A 24,993-nucleotide genomic window follows, 5' to 3' on the forward strand; every position below is an offset into this window, starting at 1 on the left:
CCGCGGAAACGGGCGACGAATGGGCGCTCAGGCCGAACGTCACTGACCCTGGCGCAGGATGTACCGCTGAACCTTGCCGCTGGGGGTCTTGGGCAGGTGCGGCACGAAGTGCACGGTGCGCGGGTAGGCGTGCGCCGCGAACTTCTTCTTCACCAGCTGCTGCAGATCCTTCTCGAGCTCGTCGGTGCCCTCGACGCCGGAGCGCAGGACGACGAACGCCTCGAGCACCTCGCCGCGCAACTGGTCGGGCATGCCGACGACGGCGGCCTCGACGACGTCGTCGTGCATCACCAGCACGCTCTCGACGTCGAACGGGCCGATGCGGTAGCCGGCCATGATGATCACGTCGTCGTCGCGGGAGGAGAAGAAGAACCGGCCCTGCTCGTCAACCTGCCCGGCGTCGCCGGTGATGTACCAGCGGCCGTCCGGCGTGAAGCGCGCCGCGGTCTTCTCGGGGGCGTCGCTGTAGCCGGTGAACCACATCAGCGGGCTGCCCTGGGTGTCGATCGCGACGCGGCCGGGGGTGTTCGGCGGGGCGATCTCGTCGGCGTCGTCGGCGAGGACGGCGCAGCTCCAGCCGGGCAGGGGACGCCCCATCGAGCCGGGGACGACGTCCTCGCGCAGCCCGTCGGCCCACGCGTTGATGATGAACATGCCGTGCTCGGTCTGCCCGTACTGGTCGTGGACGGTCACACCCAGTTCGGACTCCGACCATGCGATGACGTCGGGGGTGAGGGGCTCACCGGCCGACGACGCGCGGCGCAGCGTCACCGACTCCGGGACGGGGGTCTCGTCGGCCCGAAGGCTGCGGTACACCGTGGGGGCGGCGGCGAAGTTGGTGACACCGAAGCGCTCCATCACCTGCCACGTCAGCGGCGCCGAGAAGCCGGCGTGCAGCAGGATGCTGCGGATGCCGGACGCCATCGGGCCGAGCAGCGCGTAGTACAGGCCGTACGCCCACCCCGGATCGGCGGCGTTCCAGAACACGTCGTCCTCGCGCACGTCGAGACCCAGCTCGATGTAGGAGCGGAACGCCGCGAGCGCACGGATCGGCACCGGAACCCCCTTGGGGCTGCCGGTGGTGCCACTGGTGAACAAACGCACGATCGGGGCATCGCCGCCCAGCGCCACCGCGGCACCGCGCGGGTCGTCGGCCGTGTAGCCCGCCACCAGGGCGTCGAACGCCAGAGCGCCCTCGGCCTCACCGCCCGCGACGACGACGCGCCACGACGGGTTCGCGGGCATGTCGTCGCCGGGCGCGAGCTTGTCGACCTGATTCGCGTCGGAGATCACGACCTTGGCGCCGCTCGCCTCGAGCCGGAACGCGATCGCCGGCGGCGCGAACGCGGTGAACAGCGGGACATGGACGGCCCCGCGACGCCAGATACCCAGCAGCGCGACGACCAGGTCGGCAGACTTGCCCATGAGCGTCGCGACGCAGTCACCGGGCTCGACGCCGAGGTCGGCGAGGGCCGCCGCGAAACGGGTGGACTGCTCACGCAGCCAGCCGTACGTAAGATCGGTCGACGACAGGTCGCTCTCGACGACCGTGAACGCCACCGCGTCGGCCGGATGCCGATCGCACAGCAGCTCCGCGGCGCACGCCTGCGGGGTGTCGTACTGCGCCAGAAGCTCGCGCACGCGGGTGGTGGTGTCGACGGTCATCGTCACTCCTCGTCGTCGGGGCCCAGCTCACCATCGGGCCTTCATCCCCCCTATGATCCGAGTCACAGCCTCGACCCACTACCCCCGGAAAGGGGTGAAGAGGATGCCGATCGACACCACGGCCCTTCTTCGTCCACGCGACCGTGATGCGCTACGCACCGAGCTCCGCAAAATCGCCTCTACCGGCGTCGTTCCCGTCGTCTTCGGCGGCGAGGTCCAGAACAGCACGCTGCACCTGGGCGAGTTCGTGGGCACCTTCACCGACGGCCTACGCGGTCTCGCGGTCCGCGAGAGTTCGGGACTCGGTGGACGGGTCGTCGAGCGGAAGAATCCGATCGCGGTCCACGACTACGGCCGCGCCCGGACCATCACCCACCACTACGACGGACCCGTCCTCGCGGAGGGGCTCTGCTCGGTGCTGGCGGTGCCCGTGGTCGTCCGCGGGAACTCCCGCGCCGTCATGTACGCCGCGATCCGCGAACGCGTCCAGTTGGGCGATCGGATCGCCGACGTGATGATGCAGGCCGGCCGCCGGCTCGCGAACGAGATCGCCATCCGCGACGAGGTGGACCGCCGGGTCCAGTTGCTCGACGCCGCGGCCGCCGAACACACCGCACACGCGGTGGACACCGAGGAGATCCGCGACGTGTACGCGGAACTGCGCAGCATCGCGCAGACGGTGCAGCAACCCGAACTCCAGGAGCGGCTGCGGGCCCTGTCCGGCCGGCTGGCGGCAGTCGGCTCCCCCGACGGGACGACGCGGCCGGAGACGTCCGTCACGCTGTCGCCCCGCGAGATCGACGTCCTCAGCCACGCCGCGCTCGGGTGCACCAACGCCGATATCGCCGAACGAATTTCGGTGAAGCCGGAGACGGTCAAGAGCTACCTACGCAGCGCCATGAGCAAGCTGGACGCCCGTTCGCGCCGCGAGGCGGTGGTCACCGCCCGCCGACTCGGACTGCTCCCGTAGTCGGACGATTTTCTGGAACACGTTCCACCGCTGTGCCATACTCGCGGCCATGTCAGCGACTCCGCTCGAAGCGGCCACCGTGACCCGGGGCGCGACCGCCCAGGAACTGCTCGATCTCGTGCTCGGATCCCCCGCCGCGGTCGCCGTCCACGACAAAGAGGCCTGGCTGGGCCTGTTCTCGCAGCGACACGTGGTCGAGGACCCGGTCGGCGGCCGGCCCGTCCTCGGCGGGCTGTACGACCGACGCAGCCGCGTGCGCGGCGGCGAACCGCTCGCCCGGTTCTGGGACACGTTCATCGCCCCCAACGACATTCGCTTCCACGTCGAGCACGACGACATCGTGTGCGGACTGGACGTCGTCCGGGACGTCACGATCGAGACCCGCCTCGGCGACGGCGTCGTCGCGAAGGCCCCGATGCACCTGCTGTACGAGACGACGCTCGACGACGGTGCCCCGCGGATCCGCCGGATCGCCGCGCACTGGGAGGTCGCGCCGATGTTCGCGCAGGTGGCCGGCATCGACCGCGCCAAGCTCGGTGTCGGGGCGGCGATGGGCGCACGGATGCTGCGACTGCAGGGCCTCGGCGGATCGCTCGCGTTCGGTCTCGCGATGCGCAGCGTCGGCGAACGCGGCAAGCGGTCGGTGCGGCGCCTGGTGTCCGACGCCCAGCGCGGCGATCTGCGGGCGTCGGCGCTGCTGGGCGGCCGAGCGGTCCGCGATGTCACCAAGGTCATCGCCGCGGGCGACACGGTCACCGCCACCTGCACCGTCGACGGCGAGCACGCGGTGCTGTTCTGCTATCTCAACCGCAAGACGTTCGAGATCACGAAGGCGGACGTCTACTCGTGATCGGCCGATCCGCGCCGCCGCGTGCCGGCGGTGCGGATCAGTCGAGTAGGACGGTCGCGAACGTCGCGACCTGGCTGAAGCCCACCCGCGCGTACGCCCGGCGGGCGCGCTCGTTGTAGCTGTTGACGTAGAGGCTCGCGATGCGCCCGCGCGCCATCACTGCCGCCGCGACCGCCGCCGTTCCGGCAGCCCCGAGCCCCTCGCCCCGGCGCGCCGGGTCGACCCACACGCCCTGGATCTGCCCGACGGCGGCCGACATCGACCCGACCTCCGCCTTGTAGACCACGTCGCCGTTCTCGAACCGGGCCCACGCCCGTCCGGAGGCGATGAGGTTCGCGACCCGCCGCCGGTAGCTGCGCCCACCGTCGTTGGCCCGCGGGTCGATCCCGACCTCTTCGATGAACATCGCGACCGCGGCCGGCAGGTACGACTCGATCTCGTCCATCCGGACCTGGCGCACGTGCGGGTCGGGACGCACCCCCGGCTCGGCGTCCAGCGCGAGCAACGGCTGCTCCGAACGGATCTCGCGCGCCGGGCCCCACTCCGACTCGAGCATCTCCCACAACGGCAGGGTCAACTCCGCGCGCCCCACGAGCGACGAACACATCCGTGGAAACCGACTGGCCCGGTCGGCGAACGAACGCAGATCGTCGACGTCGCCCAGCAACGGAATCAGGTTCGCCCCGGCGAAGCACAGCGACTCCGCCGGGCCCCCGCGGCTCCACATCTCGCCCTGGAGCGTGCGGGGATCGAGACCCGACTGCTGGACACGGGCGGCGACCATGCATGCCGCGACCGGATCGGACTGGAGCACGCGCAGCACCTGGGCGGTGTCCCGTCCGCTCAGTTGTCGCGCTCCGAGGAGCTTGAGCACCGACACACCCCCTTCGTCCCGTGCCTCGTCGTTGAGACCGTTCGGCGTGATGTCTGTCAGCGTCGGGCTGTCAGTGCCGGATTCGAGATCCACATTGCCATGAAGGTGCGCCTGGGTGGGCAGATTTCAGCTCACGGTGACCACCGGCGCGCCGCTCGCCTCCCCACCTTCCATCTCCTCGGCGATGCGCATCGCTTCCTCGATGAGGGTCTCGACGATCTGGGCCTCGGGAACGGTCTTGATGACCTTGCCCTTGACGAAGATCTGGCCCTTGCCGTTGCCGGAAGCGACGCCGAGATCGGCCTCGCGTGCCTCACCGGGTCCGTTGACGACGCAGCCCATCACCGCGACCCGCAGCGGCACCTCCATGCCCTCGAGTCCGGCGGTGACCTCGTTCGCGAGCGTGTACACGTCGACCTGCGCGCGACCGCACGACGGGCACGAGACGATCTCGAGCTTGCGGGGGCGCAGGTTCAGCGACTGCAGGATCTGCGTGCCGACCTTGATCTCTTCCGCCGGCGGCGCCGACAGCGAGACGCGGATCGTGTCGCCGATGCCCTCGGAGAGCAGCGCGCCGAACGCGACGGCGGACTTGATGGTGCCCTGGAACGCCGGGCCGGCCTCGGTGACGCCCAGGTGCAGCGGGTAGTCGCACTGCGCGGCCAGCTGCCGGTACGCCTCCACCATCACGACCGGGTCGTTGTGCTTGACGGAGATCTTGATGTCGCCGAAGCCGTGCTCCTCGAACAGGCCCGCCTCCCACAGCGCCGACTCGACGAGGGCCTCCGGGGTGGCCTTGCCGTACTTCTGCATCAGCCGCGGGTCCAGGGAACCGGCGTTGACGCCGATCCGGATCGGGATCCCGGCGTCACCGGCCGCCTTGGCGACCTCCTTGACGCGTCCGTCGAACTCCTTGATGTTGCCGGGGTTCACCCGCACGGCCGCGCAACCGGCGTCGATCGCCGCGAAGATGTACCGCGGCTGGAAGTGGATGTCCGCGATCACCGGGATCTGGCTCTTCTTCGCGATCGCGGCGAGCGCGTCGGCGTCCTCCTGCCGCGGGCACGCGACGCGGACGATGTCGCAACCCGACGCCGTGAGTTCGGCGATCTGCTGCAGGGTGGCGTTGACGTCGTGGGTCTTGGTGGTGCACATCGACTGCACCGACACCGGGTAGTCGCTGCCGACCCCCACGTTGCCGACCATCAGCTGACGGGTCTTGCGTCGCGGTGCGAGGACCGCGGGAATTTCGGGCATGCCCAAACCGACGGGGCTGGTCACGTTTCGCCTTCTTTCGTTGGTACGGGGCAAGTCTATCGTTCGGGCATTTGCCGGAACCGGGTCACGGGAACAGCTGGATCGGGTTCACGATGTCGGCCGTCAGGGTCAGGAGCATGTATGCGCCGCCGATGACGACGACCACATAGGTGATCGGCATCAGTTTCATGTAGTCGACGGGTCCGCCGGCGGCCAGGCCGCGTGCCCGCCGGATCGAGTTGCGGATCTTCTCGTAGATCGTGACGGCGATGTGCCCGCCGTCGAGCGGCAGCAGCGGCAGCAGGTTGAAGATGCCGAGGAAGAAGTTCAGCGACGCGAGCAGCCCGACGAACACCTCCCACAGGCCCTGTTCGGCGACCTGGCCACCGATCACCGAGGCTCCGACCACGCTGATCGGGGTGTCCAGTTCGCGCTCGCCGCCGGTGACCGCGGTCCACAGATCCACCACCTTGCCCGGCATCTCGGTGAGCGCGTGCACCGTCTGCACGAAGAGGTCGCCGGTGTACACGAACGACGCCGGCACGGCGGCGAGCGCCGAGTACTCGACGACGCGCGGGGGCGCCTGGATGCCGATCGCTCCGACGTTCTGCGACACCGGGGGCTTGGGAGCGCTCTCGGTGGAGTCGGGGTCGTTGACGTATCGCTGCGCCTGCTGCACCTGGACCGGGATCACCAGGGTCTGCCCGTCCCGCTCGACGGTGAAGTCCGCGGTTCCGGTCAGCGGTTGGGTCTTGCGGACCAGGTCGGTGAAGGTCGGGGTCGACTCGCCGTTGACCGCGGTGATCACGTCGCCGTCGCGGATTCCGGCCGCCTCGGCGGGGCCGACACCCGAGCACTCGGCCAGCGCGTAGCCGCCTTCCTTGCCGGCCTGCGTCGGCGACACGCACACGGTGCCCGCGACGACGGCGCGGGTCTCCGTGTTCGGCAGCCCCCACCCGACCGCCAGGATGAACACCAGCACGATCCCGAGCACGAAGTTCATCGCGATGCCGCCCGACATCACGACGATGCGTTTCCACGCCTTCTGCTTGTACATCGCGCGGTCGACCTCGTCCGGCGCGAGTTCGTCGACGGCGGTCATGCCGGCGATGTCGCAGAAGCCGCCCGCGGGGATCGCCTTGAGCCCGTACTCGGTCTCGCCCCGGCGGAACGAGAAGATCTTCGGCCCGAAGCCGATGTAGTACCGCCGCACCTTCATGCCGAGCGCCTTGGCGGTCCACATGTGACCGGCCTCGTGCAGGGCAATGGATGCGCCGATACCGAGAGCGAACAGCAGCACTCCGAACGCGAAGACCATGCCGCTCTAGCCCTCCTGCTTGACGAGTTCACGCGCCCGCGCGCGTGCCCAACCGTCGGCCGCCAGTACGTCGTCCACGGTAGCGGGCGGGGCCGACCATTCGCCGCCGGCCGCGAGAACGCGTTCGACGGTGCGGACGATCTCGGGGAATCTCAGCGCGCCGCCCAGGAACGCCTCGGCGGCGACCTCGTTGGCGGCGTTGTAGACGGCGGTCATGCAGCCGCCGGCCTTCCCGGCCCGGCGGGCCAGGTCCACCGCGGGGAACACGATCGCGTCCACGGGCTCGAACGTCCACGTCGAGGCCGTCGAGAAGTCACAGGCGGCCGCCGCGCCCGGGACGCGGTCCGGCCAGCCGAGGGCCAGCGCGATGGGCAGTTTCATGTCCGGCGGGCTGGCCTGCGCGAGCGTCGAGCCGTCGACGAACGTCACCATCGAGTGCACGATCGACTGCGGGTGCACGGTGACGTCGATGCGGTCGTAGTCGATTCCGAACAGCAGATGCGTCTCGATCAGCTCGAGCCCCTTGTTCACCAGGGACGCCGAGTTGAGCGTGTTCATCGGGCCCATCGACCACGTCGGGTGGGCGCCCGCCTGCTCCGGCGTGACGTCCTCGAGCGCCGCGGCGGTCCATCCGCGGAACGGACCACCGGACGCGGTGAGAACCAGCCGGTCCACTTCGTCAGCGCGGCCGCCCCGCAGGCACTGCGCGAGCGCCGAGTGCTCGGAGTCGACGGGCACGATCTGCCCGGGCGCCGCCGCGGCGGTCACGAGCGGCCCGCCCGCAACGAGGGATTCCTTGTTCGCCAGCGCGAGCCGGGCACCCGATGCGAGCGCGGCCAGCGTCGGCTCGAGCCCCAGCGAGCCGACCAGTGCGTTGAGCACGACGTCGGCTTCGGCCCCCCGGACCAGTTCGGTCACCGCGCCGGGACCGGACAGCACACCCGGCAGATCCAGCCGCGCAGCCGCGGCGGGGTCGGCGACCGCCACCCGGGTCACCCCGGTCTCGCGGATCTGGCGGGCCAGCAGGTCGATGTTGCCTCCGCCGGCGGCCAGCCCGACCACCTCGAACTTGTCGGGGTTGGCGGCGATGACCTCGAGGGCCTGGGTGCCGATGGAGCCGGTGCTGCCCAGCAGCAGGACGCGGGTCGGTTGGGTGTCAGCCACGCAACCATTGTTCCTGACCCAAGCTGAGAGAATCACACAGGATTACCCCGGGATCGCGGACAGCGCCGGGACCCCGCTTCGTACGACAGCCGGTCGTATGCCACGATATGCGGAGATAGCGCATTCGTAAGATCAGGAGGATCGAGCCGTGGCCGGTACCCAGTTGGACCCCACTTCGTACGACCCCGTCGTCGCCGCGCACGTCGACACCGCCGAGGTTCCCTCGGCCGCTTGGGGCTGGAGTGGCGAGGCTCCGCGACTGTTCCGTTTCGCCGGCTGGTTCTTCGCAGCCTTCCTGCTGCTGATGATGATCGGCAACCACAGCGGCAAGGTCGAGGATCTGTTCCTCATCGGCTTCGCCGGTGCGATCATCCTGGCCCTGGTTCGCGACATCATCCTGCGGCGCAAGCCCCGGTAGGCGCGACAAACACGATCGACGGCGAAGGCCCCGCACCTGACCAGGTGCGGGGCCTTCGCCGTTCCAGGTTGCCGTCAGGCGGACTCGATCACCGACTGCCCCGCGGGTACCCGGAACGACTTCGACGTCGTCACACCGGAATTCGGATCCAGTTTGTCGACCGCGCGGAAGCGGAAGTGCGCCTCCCCCGCGTCGACGTCGAGCAGACCGTAGCCGTGGCTGACCATATCGGCGTGCTTGACGTGCGGGTTGCGAGCGCGCCGGTTGACCTCCTCGGCCCGCGCGGCCTCGACCGGGTCGCCGCCGTCGCCGCTGCCGAGCGAGTACCCGCCGTCGCCGGTGTTCGTGGACGTGACGGACGGGACCACGAACTCGACACCCGCCCGCCGGGTGCCGGGCGCGTTCACCTGCTCACCGCTCGAGGTGCCCGGCGCGAATCCGGTGTCCCACAACTCGCCGGCCCAGCCGTCGTGGTCGTCGCCGGTGACCAGGAGCATGTTCTCGACAGACTGGGCCGCGGTGGACAGGATCTCGGTCCGCTCGGCGCCGTAGCCGTCCCACGTGTCGAGGTAGGCCCGGGTGCCGTTGTCCGCCACCACCATGCCCATCATCATGTTCGCGTTCGCGACCACCTTCCACGTCGCGTCCGACTGGGTCATGCCGTCGAGCAGCCACCGCTTCTGCGACTCACCGAGCATCGTGCGACCAGGTGCGTCGGCGTCCGCGCACAGGATGTGGTCGAGCGAGTCGCCACACGCCTGCAGGTCGCGGTACTGCCGGGTGTCCGGCGCGAACAACTCCACCGTCCGTCCGACCCGCAGCGAGCGATAGGTGCGCAACGGGTCGTCGCCGAACCGGGGCACCGGCATGTGCTCGAACCACGCCTGCCACGCCCACTGCTTCTTCTGCTGGAACCCGATCGCGCTGTCGACCGGCGCGACGACCGGGAATGTCCACCCGTCCTTGCTGTAGTTGTTGCGGAACTCGTGGTCGTCCCAGATCGGCAGGAACGCGTGCCGGCTGTGCATCAGTCGCAGGTCGGCGTCCGACCTGTACCTGCGGTACTTCTCCCGCATGCTGTCGAGCGCCTGCGGGAACGGATTGACCTCGATGCCCCGGACCCCGGGCATCGTGAACTCGTACACGTAGTCGCCGAGGCACACGACGAAGTCGAGGTCCTCGTCCGCGAGGTGGCGGTGGGCCGCGTAGTAGCCCTCCTCGAAACCCTGGCAGGTGAACCACCCGATGCGGACCGGTTCGTTGGAGTCGGCGGGGCGCAACGTGCGGAACCGACCGACCGGCGACTCTCCCCCGTCCCCGCGGAACTGGTAGTAGTAGGTCTCGCCGGGCGCCAGCCCCGTCGCATCGAAATGGACTGTGCCGTCGGCATCCTCGCGCACCTGGACACGCTCGGCCACGACCGGCGCGGACAGGTCCTCGCGGGTCGACACGATCAGCGCCAGTTCTCCGCCGGTGGCGGTGCCGCCGAGACTGCCGGCGAGGCTGCCGGTGCCGCCCGCCGCGCCGACCCGTGTCCACAACGTGGCGCCGTCGGTGCGGGGCACACCTGCCATCACACCGTTCCCGAACTCCGGGTTCCGGATCAGTCCCGGACCGGCGTCCGGGGCCTGGCGGAGGACCGGCGTCGCATGGGCTGCGGCGGGGAACACGGCCGCACCGCCGATCACCGACAGGCCGGTGAGGAAGGTACGACGGGAGACGTTGCGGTGCGGAAAGGGCATGGGCCACCTCGGGTGCGCGCGGACACGGGTGGCGCTGACCCTACGTCGCCCGTTTACGCACGTGTGGGTTTTGCGTAACTCGGGTGAACTGCGGGTGTCCGTTCAGTGAACCCGACCCGACACGGGCCGCCCTGGAAGGCTCAGGACTCCTCGGCCGCCAACTGCCCGCACGCCGCGGCGATCTCCTGGCCGCGGGTGTCGCGGACGGTGCACGAGACGCCCTGCTCCTGCACCCGGCGGACGAACTCCCGCTCGACCGGCTTGGGGCTGGCGTCCCACTTGCTGCCCGGCGTGGGGTTGAGCGGAATCAGGTTGACGTGCACCAGCGGACCGAGCGCCTTGTGCAACTTCTTGCCGAGCAGGTCCGCGCGCCACGGCTGGTCGTTCACGTCGCGGATCAAGGCGTACTCGATCGACACCCGGCGGCCCGACTTGTCGGCGTAGTAGCGCGCCGCGTCCAGGACCTCGGCCACCGGCCAGCGGTTGTTGACCGGCACCAGGGTGTCGCGGAGTTCGTCGTCGGGGGTGTGCAGCGACACCGCCAGGCGCACCGACATCTCCTCGTCGGCGAGCTTGCGGATCGCGGGCGCCAGACCGACGGTCGACACCGTCACCGCGCGCTGCGAAATGCCGAGCCCGTCCGGCGCCGGCGAGGTGATCCGGCGCACCGCCGCGACCACGCGCTTGTAGTTCGCGAGCGGCTCGCCCATGCCCATGAACACGATGTTCGACAGGCGCCCCGGCCCACCCTCGATCTCACCGTCCCGCAGGGCGGCCGCGGCCGCGCGCACCTGGTCGACGATCTCGGCGGTGGACAGGTTGCGGTCCAGTCCGCCCTGGCCGGTCGCACAGAACGGGCAGGCCATGCCGCAGCCGGCCTGGCTCGAGATGCACAGCGTCGCCCGGTCCGGGTAGCGCATCAGGACGCTCTCGAGCAGCGTGCCGTCGTTCGCCTTCCACAGCGTCTTGCGGGTCTGGCCGGCGTCGCACGCGACGTGCCTGACGACGGACAGCAGTTGCGGGAACAGCGCCGCCCCGACCTGCTCGCGCATCGCGGCAGGCAGGTCGGTCATCTTGTCCGGATCGGCCTCGAGGCGGCCGTAGTACTGACGGGCCAGCTGGTCTGCCCGGAAGCCCGGCAGCCCCAGCTCCTTGACCGCCTCCTTGCGCTCGGCGGCGTCGAGGTCGGCGAGGTGCCGCGGCGGCATGCCGCGGCGCGGCGCGGTGAAGACGAGAGGAAGCGAAGCAGGCGAGGCAGTCATGGTCCTGCCATTGTCCCATTACCCGCGCGGTCTCACCGATGCACGTGCGCAACGCCATACGGTGAGTGATGATCGACACATGCCCGAGACACCGCACGAGAACCCCGACGCGGTCGATCAGCCGGCCGCCCAGCCCCCACCCGGCCGGCACGAGGCCGAGGGCCCGCACCCCACGCACGAGAGGGGAATCGTGCGGACGCGGGCCGCGTCCGCGTGGACCGGTCTGGTCATCGGGATCGCGGTCGCGATCCTGCTGCTCATCTTCATCCTGCAGAACCTCGACGACGTGACTTTCCAGCTGTTCACCTGGCACTTCACGCTGCCCGCGGGCATCAGCCTCCTGGTCGCCGCGATCGCCGGGGCGCTCATCATGGCGCTCGTGGGCGGCATCCGGATCATCCAGATCCGCCGCGTCGCGAAGCGTGCCGGCGCCGCGGCCGACCGCACGCCGCCGGAGTAGCTGGCCCGCCGTTTCGGGGGCACGATGGGACTCACGACACGAGTACGCCTTCGAGACGAGGAGCTGCCCGGTGACGACCATCTCGACGATCCGCGCCGATCTGGCGCGGTCCTGGCTCCTGACTGCCGCCACGAAACCGCAGACGTTCGCGCGGCCGGCCGACGTGGACGCGGTGATCCTCGACGTGGAGGACGCCGTCGCCCCCGCCGACAAGCCCGGGGCACGTGACGCCGTCGTCGACTGGCTCGGCCGCGGAAACGGCGCGAACACCGCCTGGGTCCGGGTCAACGACGCGACGACGCCCTACTGGGCCGACGACGTGGCGGCGATCGCCGGACTGCCCGGGCTGTCGGGTGTGATGCTCGCGAAGACCGAGAGCGGCTACCAGGTCGACGCCACCGCCGAGCGACTCCCCCAGGGCACCCCGATCCTCGCGCTGATCGAATCCGCAGTAGGCCTCGAGGCTGCGCCCGAGATCGCCCGGGCCGACGGCACGTTCCGCCTGGCGTTCGGTAGCGGCGACTTCCGGCGCGACACCGGCATGAGCGACGACGTCATGGCCATGGCGTACCCGCGGTCGCGGCTCGTGATCGCCAGTCGTGCCGCGCGGCTGCCGGGTGGTCCCATCGACGGCCCGACGATCTCCGCGAACGACACCATCCTGCAGCGGGATTGCGAGGCGACGGTGTCGCTCGGGCTGACCGGCAAGCTGTGCCTGCACCCCGATCAGGCGGCGACCGTCAACCGCGCCCTCAGCCCGAGCGCCCACGACATCCAGTGGGCCCACGACGTCATCGCCGACCTCGGCGCGGACGGTGAGCGGGTGCGCGACGGCAGCGACCTCCCCCGGCTCGCGAAGGCGAAGAGGTTCACCCACCTGGCCGAGGTCTTCGGCCTGGGGTGAGCTCAGCGGGTGCAGGTCGACGGCGCGGGCGCGCCCGCCAGCCGGTCGGTCATCCAGTCGAGCGCCCGGAGCATCCCGGTGGCCATCGGCAGGCCGTGTCCGACGACGAATCCCGGTGCGATCGGCGGGATCTCCTCGGTGCTGAAGTCGACCGTCGCACCGAGCGCACACCAGTCCGCGGCGAGCCGCTCGGCCTGGGCGTGCGGAATCAGGTCGTCGTTGCGTCCCTGCACGATCAACACCGGACTGCGGGGCGCGGACCGCCCGATGCGCTGCTCGTCGACCACCGCGCGCACCGCGGGCAGGGCGTCGATGAGTTCCGCGACGGACCGACCGTCGCGTGTCCACTCCGACGTCCGGTGCAGGCCGTAGCGGGCGAGCGTCTCCGGCACACACTGATTCGCGATGTCGTCGAGCACCCGACGTCCGACCGGGCTGAGCGCGCCGTCGATCTCCGCCCGGGTCTCCGGGTAGCCGGCGTAGATGCTGTTGACCGCGTAGCCGAGCAGTCCGGTCGCCAGGCCCCCGTCGATCGCCGCGGCGACGGCCCGCAGGTCCGCCGGCGGCCCACCCGCGAAGGTTCCGCGGACGTTCAGGTCCGGTGCGTACGACGCCTGCATCTCGGCCGCGGCGGCCACCGCGCCGCCGCCCTGCGAGTAGCCCCACAGTCCGATCGGGTTGTCGTCACCGATCCGGATGCCCGGCAACGCCTTCACCGCGCGGGCCGCGTCCAGCACGGCGTGCGCCTGCGCCCGGCGGTCGGTGTAGCTGTGCACACCGTCGGTGCCCAGGCCCTCGTAGTCGGTGACGACGACGTCCATTCCGCGCTCGAGCAACGCATACGCCTGCGTGACCTCGTACTCGACCGCAAAGTCGAGCGGCGGACTGTAGTGGACGATGTCGGTGAACAACTTCGACGGCGCGCACTGGTCTCCCTGCCCCTGGGTGCCGGGCGCGAGGACCACGAGCGGACGGGGGCCGTCGCCCGTCCACGGCATGCTCGCGTCGAAGTAGGTGGCCGTCGTGGCGACCGGGGATCCGTGAGCGTCCGTGCTGTGGTACATGATCCGCTTCGCGCCCGACGGCCACGGGCCGGCCTGGTTCCGGACGGACAGCGTGGGGGCGAAGGGCTCGGCCTTCAGCACGTCGCCGGGCCCGCCGGCCGGCAGCGGCGCCGGGGCCTGGTAGAAGTCCGCCGGCGTTGCCGACGCGGTCCCCACCGTCGCGGCGGCCAGGCAGGCGCCCAACACCGCCGCCGCCCGACGAGTCCATCGCGAGATCGTCGCCATGTGACACACACCACACGATGGCAACGGTCGTTGTCAATACTCCGGGTACCACAAACCGATCAGAGGATGAGACCGGTGGGCGCGGACCGCGTGTGGATCCGGTAGCCCACTTCCAGTCCCAGGCCCGGGGTCTCGGCGAACGCGCGGGCAGCGGTCCGCTCGGTGAACTCGATGCCGAGCACCGCCCGCAGTGCCTCCCGGTCCGCGAACTCCCAGCGGGTGCGGACCCGGCGCATCGCGAACCCCTGCGCCGCGAAGAACGCCTCCACCTCGACCGGGTCGTACCTCGGCAGGTCGGCACGCATCCACTGCCCGTACGGCGCGACGGTCGCGTCGAGGTCGACGACGGCGAGCACTCCCCCGGGTCGGAGCACCCGCATCGCCTCGAGAATGCCCGGCCCGCACCCCGGCCCGAAGAAGTACGCGGTGCGCGCGTGCACGACGTCGACGGTGTCGTCCGGGAGAGGGATCGACTCGGCCGCGCCTTCCAGCACGGTGACGGACGCCTGTCCGGCGACGCGTTCGCGGGCGGTGGCGACGAGCGGCGGGTGCGGTTCGACCCCGACGACCGACCGCGCGGACTCGGCGAAGACCGGCAGATGGAATCCCGCCCCGCACCCGACGTCCAGCACGTCGCGACCGCGCCAGTCCGCTATTTCCGCGAGGGCGCCGAACACGACACCGTCGACGTCCTGCGCGCGGTTCTCCACCTCATAGATGTGCGGCCAGTGCCAGATGTTCGGGCTCGGGATGGGACCCCGAGCCCGACCACGGCCGGAACGAAAGAGGCTCACACCAGAACGGTGAGCACGAGCCAGGTGACGAATGCCGACGGCAGCAGCGAATCGAGTCGATCCATGATGCCGCCGTGGCCGGGCAGCAGCGTGCCCATGTCCTTGATGCCCAGTTCACGCTTGACCTGGGACTCGATCAGATCGCCGAGGGTCGCGGTGAACACCAGCGCCACACCGAGCAGTGCGCCGATGAACGGGTTCGCATCCAGGATGAACGTGACGGAAAGGACACCACCGATGACGCAGAACACAAGCGAACCGGCGAAGCCCTCCCAGGACTTCTTGGGGCTGATCGCCGGGACCATCGGGTGCTTGCCGAAGAAGACTCCGGCCACGTAGCCACCGACGTCCGAGCACACGACGACGATCAGCAGGCAGAACACCCGGCCGGCGCCGTCGTCCTGCAGCACCATCAACGTCGCGAACGACGCGAAGAGCGGGATCCAGGCCGCCACGAACACCGCGATCGCGGTGTCGCGGAGGAAGTTGCGTGGGGTGGCCTTGAGCCCGTGATCGAACAGGCGCCACACCATCGTCACCAGCGCGGTTCCCGCGAACACCCCCAACGCGCCCGGCGGGCCGTACGGCCAGCTGAGCCAGATGACGGCCTGTCCGCCCAGCAGCAGCGGGATCAGCGGGACGCTGATGTCCGCCTCGCGCAGGCGCTTGGTGACCTCCCACGTCGCGATCGCCATCGCGACGGCGATCACCCCGATCAACACCAGGGGGGCGAAGAGCAGGATCAAGATCAACCCCACGCCGAGGCCGCCACCGACGGCGATCGCGGCGGGCAGGTTGCGTCCAGCTTTGGAGGCCGGCGTGGCGGTCGCCGCGGAGGCGCCGTCAGCTTTCCCCACCCCTAAACCTCCATCAATTCGGCTTCCTTGTGCTTCACCAGGTCGTCGATCTGGCTGACGTAGCGCGCGGTGGTCTTGTCGAGTTCCTTCTCGGCGCGCGAGACCTCGTCCTCGCCGGCCTCCCCGTCCTTCTGGATCCGGGACAGCTCGTCCATCGTCTTGCGGCGCACGTTGCGGATCGCGACCTTGGCGTCCTCGCCCTTGCCCTTGGCCTGCTTGACGAACTCGCGGCGACGCTCCTCGGTGAGCTGCGGCACCGAGATCCGGATCAGCGAGCCGTCGTTGGTGGGGTTGACGCCCAGATCGGAGTTGCGGATCGCGTTCTCGATCGGACCGAGCTGCGACGCCTCGTACGGCTTGACGACGACGAGCCGCGCCTCGGGCACGTTGATGCTCGCCAGCTGGGTGATCGGCGTCATCGCACCGTAGTACTCGACGACGATCCGGTTGAACATGCCCGGGTTCGCGCGACCGGTGCGGATGGAGCTGAGGTCGTCCTTCGCAACCGTGATGGCCTTCTCCATCTTCTCCTCGGCCTCGAAGAGAGCTTCATCAATCACGGCTGTTCTCCTCCAACTCGTTGTCCATCTCGACTGTCACGGTCGTATCCGTACCGAATCATGATCGCGCTGATCGCCATCATGACTTGACCAATGTTCCGATCTTCTCACCGGACACCGCCCGAGCGATGTTGCCCTGCGTCAGCAGATTGAAGACCAGCATCGGCATCTGGTTGTCCATGCACAGGCTGAAGGCGGTCGCGTCGGCGACCTTGAGACCCTTCTCGATCACCTCGCGGTGCGTGATCTCGGTGAACATCGTGGCGTCCGGGTCGACCCGCGGATCCGCGGAGTAGACGCCGTCGACGGCCTTCGCCATCAGGACCACCTCGGCCCCGATCTCGAGCGCACGCTGCGCCGCGGTGGTGTCGGTCGAGAAGTACGGCATACCCATGCCGGCACCGAAGATGACCACGCGCCCCTTCTCCAGGTGACGACGTGCACGCAGCGGGAGGTACGGCTCGGCGACCTGCCCCATGGTGATGGCGGTCTGCACCCGGGTGTCGACGCCCTGCTTCTCCAGGAAGTCCTGCAGCGCAAGGGAATTCATGACAGTTCCGAGCATGCCCATGTAGTCGGAGCGGGCGCGTTCGAGACCACGCTGCTGCAGTTCGGCACCTCGGAAGAAGTTGCCGCCGCCGATCACCACGGCGACCTGCACACCGGAGCGGACCACCTCGGCGATCTGCTCCGCGACCGTCGTCACGACGTCCGGATCGAGCCCGACCTTTCCGCCACCGAACATTTCACCGCCGAGCTTGAGGAGCACACGTCGGAATCCTGGACGTTCGTCGGCCGGTGCGGTCATAACTCTCCCTCGGTTCTGCAGATAGTGCGGTTCTAGAAGTACTACGGTTCATCGGCGAGCGAGGCCACGGCCGAGCCGGACCGGGGAACCAGGCCCTCCGGCGAATCCACCGGAGCAGGCCCTAATCATCCTGCCTCATTCCCCGGCGGTTGACCCAGTTGACCCCACCCACCGCACAGATCGGCCCCGCACGGAACGGATGGGCGGATCGTCGGTTCGAAGAACGAACCGACGACTGCACCACCCGGCCGGCGGGGCCGATGTGTGAGAGTGCGACTAGCTGGCGCCGACCTCGAACCGCGCGAAGCGGGTGATCGTGGCGCCGGCCTCGTCCAGGAGAGCCTTGACGGTCTTCTTGGAGTCGGTGACCGAGGACTGCTCGGTCAGAACGACGTCCTTGTAGTAGCCGTTGACGCGACCCTCGACGATCTTCGGGAGCGCAGCCTCGGGCTTGCCCTCCTCCTTGGCCGTCTGCTCGGCAATGCGACGCTCGCCCTCGACGATGTCCGCGGGGACCTCGTCACGGGTGACGTACTTGGCCTTGAGCGCAGCAACCTGCATCGCAGCACCGCGAGCGGCCTCGGCAGCAGCCTCGCCCTCACCGGTGTACTCGACGAGCACGCCGACGCCCGGGGGCAGGTCCGACGCACGCTTGTGCAGGTAGGTCGCGACCGCGCCGTCGAACGCGACGTAGCGGCGCAGCTCGAGCTTCTCGCCGATCTTGGCCGAGAGCTCCTGGACCAGGGTCTCGACGGTCTTGCCGTCGACGTCGACAGCCTTCAGAGCCTCGAGGTCGGCCGGCTTGGAAGCGGCAGCAGCGGCAACGACCTTGTCGGCCAGCTCCTGGAACTCCGCGTTCTTCGCGACGAAGTCGGTCTCGGCGTTGATCTCGATCATGACGCCGTCCTTGGCGGCGACCAGGCCCTCGGCCGTGGTGCGCTCGGCGCGCTTGCCCACGTCCTTGGCGCCCTTGATGCGGAGCAGCTCGACGGCCTTGTCGAAGTCGCCGTCGGTCTCCGCAAGCGCGTTCTTGCAGTCCATCATTCCGGAGCCGGTGAGCTCACGGAGCCGCTTGACGTCGGCGGCGGTGTAGTTCGCCATGGGGGCGATCCTCCTCGGATGAGTTTCGGATGCCAGGCTCTGCGGTTCGCGCCGAAACCTGGCGAAGCAGGTGAGCGAAACGGCCCCGACCGAGGTGGTCGGGGCCGAATCGACTAGGACTGCTGAGCGTCCGCGGCGGGAGCCTCGGCCTCGGCGGCCGGGGCAGCCTGCGAGAGGAGCTCCTGCTCCCACTCGGCGAGCGGCTCGCCCGTGCCGGCCTCCGGCTTGGCGTCCTTGTCGCTGACACCGGCGCGAGCCTGCAGGCCCTCGGCGACTGCGGAGGCGACGACCTTGGTGAGCAGGGCAGCGCTACGGATCGCATCGTCGTTGCCCGGGATCGGGTAGTCGACGACGTCGGGGTCGCAGTTGGTATCCAGGATCGCGATGACCGGGATGTTCAGCTTGCGCGCCTCGCCGACGGCGATGTGCTCCTTGTTGGTGTCGACGACCCAGATGGCCGACGGAACCTTGGCCATGTCGCGGATGCCGCCGAGGGTGCGGTCGAGCTTGGTCATCTCACGCGTGAGCATGAGGATTTCCTTCTTGGTGCGACCCTCGAAGCCACCGGTCTGCTCCATCGACTCGAGCTCCTTCAGGCGCTGCAGGCGCTTGTGGACGGTCGAGAAGTTGGTGAGCATGCCGCCGAGCCAACGCTGGTTGACGTAGGGCATTCCGACGCGAGTGGCCTCACCCGCGATGGACTCCTGCGCCTGCTTCTTGGTACCGACGAACAGGATGGTGCCGCCGTGCGCGACGGTCTCCTTGACAAACTCGTACGCCTTGTCGATGTACGTCAGCGTCTGCTGCAGGTCGATGATGTAGATGCCGTTGCGGTCGGTGAAGATGAAACGCTTCATCTTCGGGTTCCAACGGCGGGTCTGGTGCCCGAAGTGTGCGCCGCTGTCGAGCAGCTGCCGCATGGTCACAACAGCCATGGCTGTGTACCTCGTCTTTCGTGTGCCGGTTGTCGCAGGGATCGGTGACCCCTGCCCTGGCGCCCGCTCGGTGTCGGACCTGCACGAATGCAGGACCAGCCGACCACCGATTTCATCCGCGGACGCGCGAAGTCGGTCTGTGCGTGCACAGACCGCCTGACAAGTGTACGGCCTCGGTGCGCGCACTCCTAACTCGCGGTCTGTTGCCCCGGAAGGCACAGGTGAGCGGGTCCCGCAACGGGAATCGGCAATCTGTGGACACCCCGTTCCATCGTCCACAGGTCGCGCGAACGCGCCCCGCCGACCGTCGCGGCGGGACAGGGTCGGGGCATGAGATTCGACGCCCGGGCGGCCCTGCGGGTCGGCGCAGCGATCGCGGTGGCGGCCGCGTGCGTCGGTGCGGCACCGGCCGCCGCCGCACCGCACGCCTCGCCTCCCGCCCCGGCCGCCGCGCCGGCCGCCGACGACGCCCGCCCGTCGTTCGGCTGGCCGCTGCATCCGCGGCCCCGTGTCGTGCGGGCGTTCGAGAAGCCCGCGCAGAACTGGCTGCCCGGACACCGCGGGGTCGACCTCGCGGCCGCCCCGGGCCAGAGCGTGCTCGCCGCGGGCGCCGGCACCGTGGTGTTCGCCGGGACCGTCGCCGGGAAACCCGTCGTCTCGGTCGACCATCCGGGCGGGCTGCGCACGACGTACGAACCCGTTCGCGCGGCGGTGACCGCGGGGCGACGGGTCGATCGCGGCACGGTCCTCGGCACAGTCGTTGCCGGTCATCCCGAGTGCGCGGCGGCCGCGTGCCTGCACTGGGGCCTGCGGCGGGACCGGGAGTACCTCGATCCCCTGCCGCTGATCCGCGCTGTTCCGATCCGGCTATTACCGACCGGTGCCGGTCACGCGCGCGGATGAGCCTGGTCGTGCACGGCGCGCAACCGCGCCACCGACACGTGCGTGTACAGCTGTGTCGTGGCGAGGCTCGAGTGTCCGAGCACCTCCTGCACCACGCGCAGGTCGGCGCCGCCCTCGAGTAGGTGTGTCGCGGCCGAATGCCGCAGACCGTGGGGCGCGAGGTCGGGTGCGCCCGGCACGGCCTGCACGACGTCGTGCACGACGCTGCGAGCCTGGCGCTGATCGAGTCGGCCGCCGCGGCGGCCGAGCAGCAACGCGTCGCCGGACCGGGTGTTCGCGAGTTCGGGGCGCCCGGCCCGCAGCCACGCGGCGATCGCGTCCTCGGCGGGCCGACCGAACGGGACGACGCGCTCCTTGTTTCCCTTGCCGAGCACCCGGACCACGCGCCGCTCGTTGTCGATGTCGGCGACGTCGAGGCCGCACAGTTCCCCGACCCGGATGCCCGTCGAGTACAGCAGTTCCACGATCAACCGGTCCCGCAGGGCGATGGGATCCTCCTGGGCAGCACCCGATTCGGCTGCGGCCATCGCCTCGGCCGCATGATCCTGACGCAGGACCGGGGGCAGCGTGCGGTGCGATTTGGGCGCCGCCAGACGCACACCGGGATCGAGTTCCATACGCCCGGTCCGCTGCGCCCACGCGGTGAACCCCTTGGCCGACGACGTCCGGCGGGCGAGCGTCGTGCGGGCCACACCGGCCGCGGCCTGGCCACCGAGCCAGCCGCGCAGCACGCGCAGGTCGAGCTGGGCGAGCTGGGCGAGGGTCACGTCGGGCCGGTCTCGGCAGAGGTATTCGAGCAGGCTCGTCACGTCCCCGAGATACGCCCGCACGGTGTGTTCCGACCGTCCCCGCTCGAGGCGCAGGTAGTCGGCGTAGTCGTCGAGATGTGTCCGCAGCACGGGCGGCAGCGCTCGGGTCGGGTCGACGTCCATGACGACCACCGTCGCCGCGACCGCCCGATTTCGCAAGCGCCCTCGCCGATAGGGTTCTCCGGTGAAACGAGCGATTCCCGTCCCCATGCTGTGCGTCCTTGCTCTCCTCTCGGCGATCGCTCCGCTGGCCACCGACATGTACCTGCCGGGCCTGCCGACGATGGAGCAGAGCCTCGACACCTCCACCACGAGCGTGCAGCTGACGCTGACGACGTTCATGGCCGGCCTCGGCATCGGCCAGCTCGTGATCGGACCGCTGTCCGACGGCCTGGGCCGCCGCCGATTGCTGATCGGCGGCACGGCCCTGTGCGCCCTGAGCGGCGTGCTGTGCGCGGTCGCCCCGAACATCGAAGTGCTCATCGCCGCGCGCCTGTTGCAGGGCTTCAGCGGCGGCGCCGGAATCGTGTTGGCGCGCGCGGTGATCGCGGACCGCGCGCGGGGCGACGCGGCGGCGCGACTGTTCAGCATCATGATGATCATCGGCGGCGTCGCCCCGGTGATCGCCCCGCTGATGGGCGGCGCGCTGCTCGGCCCGATCGGCTGGCGCGGCATCTTCTGGGTCCTCGCCGGTGCGGCAGTCGTGATGCTGATCGGCGTGCTGACCCTGGTCCCCGAGACCCTGCCGGCCGAGCGCCGGCACGGCGGCGGCCTGACCGCGCTGGTCGGCAATCTCCGCTACGTCGTGACCAATCGGGTGTTCCTCGGCTACGCGCTCACCTTCGCGTTCGGTTTCGGCGCGCTGTTCTCGTACATCTCCGCGTCGCCGTTCGTCGCCGAGCACGTGCTGGGACTCTCGCCCGGTCAGTTCTCGATCGTGTTCGCCGTCAACTCGCTGGGCATCATGGCGGGCAGCATCGTCAACACCAAGCTGATCGGCACGTTCCAGGCCCGCCAGCTGCTCACGTTCGGGGTGAGCCTGCTGGTGACGTCCGGGCTCCTGCTGACCCTGGCGACCACGATCGGCGGCAGCCACATCTGGCTGGTCCTTCCGCTCATGTTCGGGGTGGTCGCCAGCATCGGATTCATCATGGGCAATGCGACCGCACTCGCGCAGGGGCAGGTGACCGAGGCGGCGGGCACCGGTTCCGCGTTGATGGGCGCGTGCCAGTTCGGACTCGCGGCCGTCGTGTCGCCGCTGGTGGGGATCGCCGGACCCGCCACCGCGGTCCCGATGGCGATCGCGATCCTGGCCTCGGGACTGATCGCGATGACGTCCCTGAAGGTCCTGGCCCGCACCGCCTAGGGCGCGGGCCAGGGGCGTTCAGTTCGCGGTCGACTCGGCCACCGCCAGCTCCGACTTCCACGCCCGGAAGCCCTCCTCGGTGCGCCCTCGGCGCCAGTAGCCGGAGATCGACGCCGATGCGGCGGGCACTCCCCGCTCCTTGCGGATGTACGGGCGGAGATGATGCATGACCGTGTCCGCCTCGCCGTGGACGAAGACGTGCACGTCACCCGGCAGCCACGGCATCTCGCGGACCGCGGCGACCAGCGGGGCGTTGGCGCCTGCCACGTCGGAGCCGGCAAGGTCCGACGTGGTTCCGCGGTACAGCCACGTGATCTCGACGCCCGGCCCCGCCGACAGCGCGATCCGGTCGCGCTCGTCGGCGACCTCGACGAACACCTTCGCGACCGCGTCGGCGCCGAGGGCCTCGACCGCCGTCGAGATCGCGGGCAGCGCCGACTCGTCACCGGCGATCAGGTGCCAGTCGGCGTCCTTCTGCGGCGTGTATGCCCCGCCGGGGCCGCGCACCGTCACCGACTCGCCCGGCTGCACCGACGCGGCCCACGGGCCGGCGACCCCGTCGTCGCCGTGCACGACGAAGTCGATCGCGAGTTCCCGTGCATCGGGATCGACCGAGCGAACGGTGTAGGTCCGCAGGACCGGCGCGTCGGCCGGCCCGAACTCGATCTTGACGTACGAGTCGGCGAACTCGGACGGCTCGAAACTGTCGAAACCGGGATCTCCGAGTACCACCCGGACCATGTGCGGGGCGATCCGTTCGGTCCGCACCACGGTCAGGGTCGAGGTCCTCCGTGCCACAGCAAAACTCCTCTACGCACAAGAATTGATTAGGTAATGCTAACCATATCTTGCGAGCGGGGGTGCCGTCAGCGCCCGTGCGGCCGAGCCATGGTCAGACGCTGGACCCAGCCGTGGGCCGGCCACGCCTTGAGTCCGGCACGATCGGGCGTCACGCGGGTTCCCACGAATTCGGCCTCGAGGTCCGGGGCGACCGCGCCCGCGAAGCGGTACTCCTGATCACTCTTCGGCCCCACGCTCTCCCACGTACTCACGCGGTACACCGCACGAACGATGTTGTCCGCGAACACGATCACCGGCAGATCGGCGACATTCCGGGCTGCCGCGCCCGCGCGCCACGGCCCCCGCGCCAGCGCGTACAACTCGTCGGCGGTCAGCCCGGCACCCGCCGCGGCCGGAACCCGGACCAAGGCCGCCGGGACCGGCAGTTCGGGCGCCGGGAGCGCCGAGTACTGGACCGCCAACTCCTCGACGGACATCGCGCGCTTCTCGAGGTCGGCCGGTTCCCCGGCGAGGTTCGTCAGTACCGGGTGGTCGGGGCGGTGCTCGAGCAGGCGGAGCGCGTCGACCACCACGTGTGCGGCTTCCTTCGCGGCCGACGCGGCGTCGTGCGTGCCGTCGATCCGGTGGCGCAGCACGATGTGCTCGACCGAGTGCCCGGCGGCGTAGATGTCGCGGATCCGCTGCGTCCAGGCGCTGCGGGTCTCGTCACGATCGGCCTCGCCCACACCCTCGGCGTCGAGGGTTCCCGCCTCCCCGAGCGCGTCCCAGTCGTGCGAGTACACCTTGTTCCCGCGCCCCACACCGACGTAGAAGATCGACCGGTCACGCGGGTCCAGCAGCGCGTAGACGTACAGTCCGAGATTCTCGACCACGCGCGGCGACAGCGGGTTCGGCGCGGGCTTGCGTTCGCGGGGCTCGGCGGTGATCACCCGCATCACGGCTAGGCGCAGCGCGTCGGAGACGATGACGCCCCCGGTCACCGCGCCGTCGAACAGCACGCCCGCCGCGTCGCGCACCGACGTGAACGTCCGCCCCGCGTTCAGCTGGAGCGAGTTGACCACCGCGGTGAACTCGGCGAGCCGCACCTTGGGATCGCTCACCACGCCGCGACCCTCGTCATCGGTGAGGAAGTCACGGATGCCCGGCGCGGCCAGGAGCACTCGGGTGATGTCTTCGGGAACGGTCCAGACGGTAGCCATGACGCGACTGTAAGCGATCCGGGGACCGCATGCGGTGCGCCTTGCTGTCCACCGGACATCCAATCGTTTCCGTTCGGAAACGATTGGATGCGGTCGTGTCCATCTCTGCCCGATATCAGCCACCGGGGCGGTTCTTCGGTCACACTCGACTGGTGACCCGATCCGTGGAATCGACGGGCGACCGCGCCTCCCGCGCACAGCGGCTGGTCGGCTACAGCTACCGCATGCCCGACTACTACGAGGTGGGCAGGGAGAAGGTCCGCGAGTACGCGGCGGCCGTGCAGAACAGCCACCCCGCGCACTACGACGAGAACGCCGCGCGGGCCCTCGGGTACCCCACGCTGATCGCACCGCTGACGTTCGTCTCGGTGATCGGCATCATCGCGCAGAAGTATCTGCTCGAGCAGATTCTCACCGGATTCGATCTGAGCCAGATACTCCAGACTGATCAGAAGCTGGTGTTCCACCGACCGGTGCGCGCCGGCGACCGGCTGACCGTCGACGTGTCCCTCGAATCGTTTCGGCAGACCGCCGGCAGCGACATCATCGTCACCAAGAACCTCGTGCGCGACGAGACCGGCGAGCCGGTCGTCACGACGCTGACCACGCTGGTCGGGCGCACCGGAGACGAGGAGGACCCGGATCGGATCCGGCGCATCAAGGCCGTGATGATGCACGAGGCGTGAG

At 69.8% G+C, this 24,993-nt stretch carries 25 protein-coding genes; 8 read left to right on the plus strand and 17 right to left on the minus strand.

The window, feature by feature from the left end; genetic code table 11:
- Positions 1-39: 39 nt before the first annotated feature.
- Positions 40-1,665, minus strand: a complete 1,626-nt coding sequence (locus EGT67_RS10410; protein WP_127915985.1) for an AMP-binding protein — start codon at positions 1,663-1,665, stop codon at positions 40-42.
- A 103-nt stretch (positions 1,666-1,768) separates the two neighbouring features.
- On the opposite strand from EGT67_RS10410, the gene EGT67_RS10415 reads away from it, so the two are divergent.
- Complete coding sequence (locus tag EGT67_RS10415; protein ID WP_164877525.1) at positions 1,769-2,635, plus strand: LuxR C-terminal-related transcriptional regulator; 867 nt, start codon at positions 1,769-1,771, stop codon at positions 2,633-2,635.
- 49 nt (positions 2,636-2,684) lie between these two features.
- Positions 2,685-3,485 carry a nuclear transport factor 2-like protein gene (locus EGT67_RS10420; RefSeq protein ID WP_127915987.1) on the plus strand — a complete coding sequence of 267 codons (801 nt, stop codon included), beginning with the start codon at positions 2,685-2,687 and terminating at the stop codon, positions 3,483-3,485.
- Between the two features lie 37 nt (positions 3,486-3,522).
- Here the strand turns inward: EGT67_RS10420 and EGT67_RS10425 are convergent, their stop codons facing one another.
- The 4 genes from EGT67_RS10425 to dxr form a co-directional block, all read right to left on the minus strand.
- The gene (locus EGT67_RS10425) at positions 3,523-4,359 is read right to left on the minus strand and encodes a GNAT family N-acetyltransferase (protein ID WP_127915988.1); all 837 of its coding nucleotides are present in this window, start codon (positions 4,357-4,359) and stop codon (positions 3,523-3,525) included.
- Positions 4,360-4,485: 126 nt separating this feature from the next.
- A complete protein-coding gene (ispG, locus tag EGT67_RS10430) occupies positions 4,486-5,640 on the minus strand; it encodes a flavodoxin-dependent (E)-4-hydroxy-3-methylbut-2-enyl-diphosphate synthase (protein WP_127915989.1) in 1,155 nt (384 codons plus the stop codon).
- Positions 5,641-5,701: 61 nt separating this feature from the next.
- Positions 5,702-6,934 carry a M50 family metallopeptidase gene (locus EGT67_RS10435; protein ID WP_127915990.1) on the minus strand — a complete coding sequence of 411 codons (1,233 nt, stop codon included), beginning with the start codon at positions 6,932-6,934 and terminating at the stop codon, positions 5,702-5,704.
- 6 nt (positions 6,935-6,940) lie between these two features.
- Positions 6,941-8,098, minus strand: a complete 1,158-nt coding sequence (gene dxr, locus EGT67_RS10440; protein WP_127915991.1) for a 1-deoxy-D-xylulose-5-phosphate reductoisomerase — start codon at positions 8,096-8,098, stop codon at positions 6,941-6,943.
- Between the two features lie 148 nt (positions 8,099-8,246).
- Between dxr and EGT67_RS10445 the strand changes: the two genes are divergently transcribed.
- Positions 8,247-8,516, plus strand: coding sequence for a DUF2631 domain-containing protein (locus tag EGT67_RS10445; protein ID WP_127915992.1), 270 nt, complete (start codon positions 8,247-8,249; stop codon positions 8,514-8,516).
- 74 nt (positions 8,517-8,590) lie between these two features.
- Here the strand turns inward: EGT67_RS10445 and EGT67_RS10450 are convergent, their stop codons facing one another.
- Together EGT67_RS10450 and rlmN are read right to left on the minus strand one after the other, a co-directional pair.
- A complete protein-coding gene (locus tag EGT67_RS10450; protein WP_127915993.1) occupies positions 8,591-10,258 on the minus strand; it encodes an alkaline phosphatase D family protein in 1,668 nt (555 codons plus the stop codon).
- 140 nt (positions 10,259-10,398) lie between these two features.
- Positions 10,399-11,520: a dual-specificity RNA methyltransferase RlmN gene (gene rlmN, locus EGT67_RS10455; RefSeq protein ID WP_127915994.1), complete on the minus strand. Its 1,122-nt coding sequence runs from the start codon at positions 11,518-11,520 to the stop codon at positions 10,399-10,401.
- Between the two features lie 79 nt (positions 11,521-11,599).
- Between rlmN and EGT67_RS10460 the strand changes: the two genes are divergently transcribed.
- Positions 11,600-11,980 carry a LapA family protein gene (locus tag EGT67_RS10460; protein ID WP_127915995.1) on the plus strand — a complete coding sequence of 127 codons (381 nt, stop codon included), beginning with the start codon at positions 11,600-11,602 and terminating at the stop codon, positions 11,978-11,980.
- Between the two features lie 70 nt (positions 11,981-12,050).
- A complete protein-coding gene (locus EGT67_RS10465) occupies positions 12,051-12,884 on the plus strand; it encodes an HpcH/HpaI aldolase/citrate lyase family protein (RefSeq protein WP_127915996.1) in 834 nt (277 codons plus the stop codon).
- Between the two features lie 2 nt (positions 12,885-12,886).
- On the opposite strand, the gene EGT67_RS10470 is transcribed toward EGT67_RS10465, so the two are convergent.
- The 7 genes from EGT67_RS10470 to rpsB form a co-directional block, all read right to left on the minus strand.
- Entirely contained in the window at positions 12,887-14,173 is a 1,287-nt protein-coding gene (locus EGT67_RS10470) for a lipase family protein (RefSeq protein WP_127915997.1), read from the minus strand.
- Between the two features lie 59 nt (positions 14,174-14,232).
- On the minus strand, positions 14,233-14,967 hold the full coding sequence (locus tag EGT67_RS10475; protein WP_127915998.1) for a class I SAM-dependent methyltransferase: 735 nt from the start codon (positions 14,965-14,967) through the stop codon (positions 14,233-14,235).
- Positions 14,964-15,824, minus strand: a complete 861-nt coding sequence (locus EGT67_RS10480; protein ID WP_127915999.1) for a phosphatidate cytidylyltransferase — start codon at positions 15,822-15,824, stop codon at positions 14,964-14,966. The genes EGT67_RS10475 and EGT67_RS10480 overlap by 4 nt, the downstream gene beginning before the upstream one ends.
- Positions 15,825-15,826: 2 nt before the next feature.
- Positions 15,827-16,384 (minus strand): ribosome recycling factor, encoded by a 558-nt coding sequence (frr, locus tag EGT67_RS10485; protein WP_127916000.1) that lies wholly within the window; start codon positions 16,382-16,384, stop codon positions 15,827-15,829.
- Positions 16,385-16,463: 79 nt separating this feature from the next.
- Positions 16,464-17,192, minus strand: coding sequence for a UMP kinase (pyrH, locus tag EGT67_RS10490; RefSeq protein ID WP_127916001.1), 729 nt, complete (start codon positions 17,190-17,192; stop codon positions 16,464-16,466).
- Between the two features lie 276 nt (positions 17,193-17,468).
- Entirely contained in the window at positions 17,469-18,293 is an 825-nt protein-coding gene (gene tsf, locus EGT67_RS10495) for a translation elongation factor Ts (RefSeq protein ID WP_127916002.1), read from the minus strand.
- Between the two features lie 113 nt (positions 18,294-18,406).
- Complete coding sequence (rpsB, locus tag EGT67_RS10500; RefSeq protein WP_127916003.1) at positions 18,407-19,228, minus strand: 30S ribosomal protein S2; 822 nt, start codon at positions 19,226-19,228, stop codon at positions 18,407-18,409.
- 330 nt (positions 19,229-19,558) lie between these two features.
- Between rpsB and EGT67_RS10505 the strand changes: the two genes are divergently transcribed.
- Entirely contained in the window at positions 19,559-20,131 is a 573-nt protein-coding gene (locus EGT67_RS10505; protein ID WP_127916004.1) for a M23 family metallopeptidase, read from the plus strand.
- Here EGT67_RS10505 and EGT67_RS10510 read toward each other — a convergent pair.
- Positions 20,116-21,063 carry a tyrosine recombinase XerC gene (locus EGT67_RS10510; RefSeq protein WP_127916075.1) on the minus strand — a complete coding sequence of 316 codons (948 nt, stop codon included), beginning with the start codon at positions 21,061-21,063 and terminating at the stop codon, positions 20,116-20,118. The two genes, EGT67_RS10505 and EGT67_RS10510, sit on opposite strands and share 16 nt — an antisense overlap.
- 85 nt (positions 21,064-21,148) lie before the next feature.
- Here EGT67_RS10510 and EGT67_RS10515 point away from each other — a divergent pair, with 85 nt between their 5' ends.
- A complete protein-coding gene (locus tag EGT67_RS10515) occupies positions 21,149-22,306 on the plus strand; it encodes a multidrug effflux MFS transporter (RefSeq protein WP_127916076.1) in 1,158 nt (385 codons plus the stop codon).
- 18 nt (positions 22,307-22,324) lie between these two features.
- Here EGT67_RS10515 and EGT67_RS10520 read toward each other — a convergent pair whose 3' ends face one another.
- Together EGT67_RS10520 and EGT67_RS10525 are read right to left on the minus strand one after the other, a co-directional pair.
- Positions 22,325-23,104: a siderophore-interacting protein gene (locus EGT67_RS10520; protein ID WP_127916005.1), complete on the minus strand. Its 780-nt coding sequence runs from the start codon at positions 23,102-23,104 to the stop codon at positions 22,325-22,327.
- Positions 23,105-23,172: 68 nt separating this feature from the next.
- The gene (locus EGT67_RS10525) at positions 23,173-24,306 is read right to left on the minus strand and encodes a GIY-YIG nuclease family protein (RefSeq protein ID WP_127916006.1); all 1,134 of its coding nucleotides are present in this window, start codon (positions 24,304-24,306) and stop codon (positions 23,173-23,175) included.
- Between the two features lie 152 nt (positions 24,307-24,458).
- Between EGT67_RS10525 and hadA the strand changes: the two genes are divergently transcribed.
- Positions 24,459-24,992, plus strand: coding sequence for a (3R)-hydroxyacyl-ACP dehydratase subunit HadA (gene hadA, locus EGT67_RS10530; RefSeq protein ID WP_127916007.1), 534 nt, complete (start codon positions 24,459-24,461; stop codon positions 24,990-24,992).
- Position 24,993: the final 1 nt, after the last annotated feature.

This window comes from Prescottella agglutinans, assembly GCF_004011865.1.
Lineage (GTDB): Bacteria > Actinomycetota > Actinomycetes > Mycobacteriales > Mycobacteriaceae > Prescottella > Prescottella agglutinans.

Coding starts and splice junctions, on each gene's coding strand:
- EGT67_RS10410 (WP_127915985.1), bottom strand. CDS start 1,665: ATGACCGTCGACACCACCACCCGCGTGCGCGAGCTTCTGGCGCAGTAC.
- EGT67_RS10415 (WP_164877525.1), top strand. CDS start 1,769: ATGCCGATCGACACCACGGCCCTTCTTCGTCCACGCGACCGTGATGCG.
- EGT67_RS10420 (WP_127915987.1), top strand. CDS start 2,685: ATGTCAGCGACTCCGCTCGAAGCGGCCACCGTGACCCGGGGCGCGACC.
- EGT67_RS10435 (WP_127915990.1), bottom strand. CDS start 6,934: ATGGTCTTCGCGTTCGGAGTGCTGCTGTTCGCTCTCGGTATCGGCGCA.
- EGT67_RS10450 (WP_127915993.1), bottom strand. CDS start 10,258: ATGCCCTTTCCGCACCGCAACGTCTCCCGTCGTACCTTCCTCACCGGC.
- rlmN (WP_127915994.1), bottom strand. CDS start 11,520: ATGACTGCCTCGCCTGCTTCGCTTCCTCTCGTCTTCACCGCGCCGCGC.
- EGT67_RS10460 (WP_127915995.1), top strand. CDS start 11,600: ATGCCCGAGACACCGCACGAGAACCCCGACGCGGTCGATCAGCCGGCC.
- EGT67_RS10470 (WP_127915997.1), bottom strand. CDS start 14,173: ATGGCGACGATCTCGCGATGGACTCGTCGGGCGGCGGCGGTGTTGGGC.
- pyrH (WP_127916001.1), bottom strand. CDS start 17,192: ATGACCGCACCGGCCGACGAACGTCCAGGATTCCGACGTGTGCTCCTC.
- tsf (WP_127916002.1), bottom strand. CDS start 18,293: ATGGCGAACTACACCGCCGCCGACGTCAAGCGGCTCCGTGAGCTCACC.
- rpsB (WP_127916003.1), bottom strand. CDS start 19,228: ATGGCTGTTGTGACCATGCGGCAGCTGCTCGACAGCGGCGCACACTTC.
- EGT67_RS10505 (WP_127916004.1), top strand. CDS start 19,559: ATGAGATTCGACGCCCGGGCGGCCCTGCGGGTCGGCGCAGCGATCGCG.
- EGT67_RS10510 (WP_127916075.1), bottom strand. CDS start 21,063: ATGGACGTCGACCCGACCCGAGCGCTGCCGCCCGTGCTGCGGACACAT.
- EGT67_RS10515 (WP_127916076.1), top strand. CDS start 21,149: ATGCTGTGCGTCCTTGCTCTCCTCTCGGCGATCGCTCCGCTGGCCACC.
- EGT67_RS10525 (WP_127916006.1), bottom strand. CDS start 24,306: ATGGCTACCGTCTGGACCGTTCCCGAAGACATCACCCGAGTGCTCCTG.